At 65.8% G+C, this 1,115-nt stretch carries 1 protein-coding gene and 1 pseudogene; both read right to left on the bottom strand.

Annotated features, from left to right (window positions below; genetic code table 11):
- Positions 1 to 857, bottom strand: an 857-nt coding sequence (locus T336_RS0122425; protein WP_026434190.1) for an MCP four helix bundle domain-containing protein, incomplete at its 3' end; no start/stop codon positions are given.
- A 42-nt stretch (positions 858 to 899) separates the two neighbouring features.
- Positions 900 to 1,115 (bottom strand): annotated as a pseudogene (locus T336_RS27180) (methyl-accepting chemotaxis protein); the annotation flags it as partial.

Here is a 1,115-nt window from a genome sequence, read left to right as displayed (position 1 = left end):
GCCGTGGCGCTCACTTCTTCGGATGCGCCCGCCAGCGATTCCGCACCGCTGTTGACGTCGGTCACCACGCGCGAGAGCTTGTCCACCATGTTCTTCATCGCGGCCAGCACGCTGGTGGTGTCGCCCTGGCGGGTCGCGATCTGCAGCGTCAGGTCGCCGTTGGAGACGGCATTGGCGATCTCTGCGACGTAGGCGGGCTCGCCTCCCAGTTGCTTCACCAGCGAGCGGGTGATCAGGAAGGCCAGGACCAGTGCCAGCAATGCGCAGGCGGCCAGGATGGAGATGGTGAGCGTGCGTGCGTGCGCGTAGGTGGTCGCTGCATCCGCGGCGGCCTTGTCGCCGCCGGCCACGTTCATGTCGGACAGCTTGTCGGACAGGCCGCGGACCGTGTTGTAGGCCTTGCGTGCGTCGCCGTCGAGCACGGCACGGGCTTCGGCCATATTGCCCTGCTGGATCAGGGCACCCAGTTTCTCGTGCTCGGCGAACATGGTCTCCATGGCCTCCTTGCTCTGGTCATAGAGGCGCTGCTCTTCCGGAGAACTCACCAGTTTGGCGTAGTCTGCCCAGAGCTTGCGGGTGGCCGCGATGCGCTCCACCCCTTCCTTGACGGACTCCCGCACATCGGCAGGATTGGTGTCCATGATCGTGCGCATCTCCAGCACCCGCAGGCGGTTGATGTTCGACTTGGACAACATGATGATCCGGACGCTGGGCAGCCAGTTGGTGGCCAGGTCCTCGGTGGACTGGTTCACCGTGGCGAGCTGGTTGATGGCGTAGGCGCCCAGTCCGGCCATCAGGGCCAGCACGATGAGGAAGGCTCCGAAGAGCTTGGTCGATAGTTTCAATGGGCCGAACATGGTGATGTCCTCCGGTGTGAGACGAAAAGAGGGGCGGGCGTGTCAGTAGCGGGCGAACTGGGATTCGTCCACTCCATCGGCGAAGGCGGTATCGGCAAGGGCCAGGCTCGGCTTGGGCTTGCGGGCCGCCAGGGGCTTCCTGGACTGCCGGCTCCGGGCCGCGGGCGCCGCGGCCTTGGCCGGCACGCTGCCGGCCAGCTGGAAGAAGCCCATGGTCTGCTGCAGCTGCTCGGCCTGGCTGCTCATTTCCTCGGCGGT

Origin of the sequence: Paracidovorax oryzae ATCC 19882, from assembly GCF_000687165.1 — a bacterium.
Lineage (GTDB): Bacteria > Pseudomonadota > Gammaproteobacteria > Burkholderiales > Burkholderiaceae_C > Paracidovorax > Paracidovorax oryzae.
This window is presented reverse-complemented; position numbering and strand designations above follow the sequence as displayed.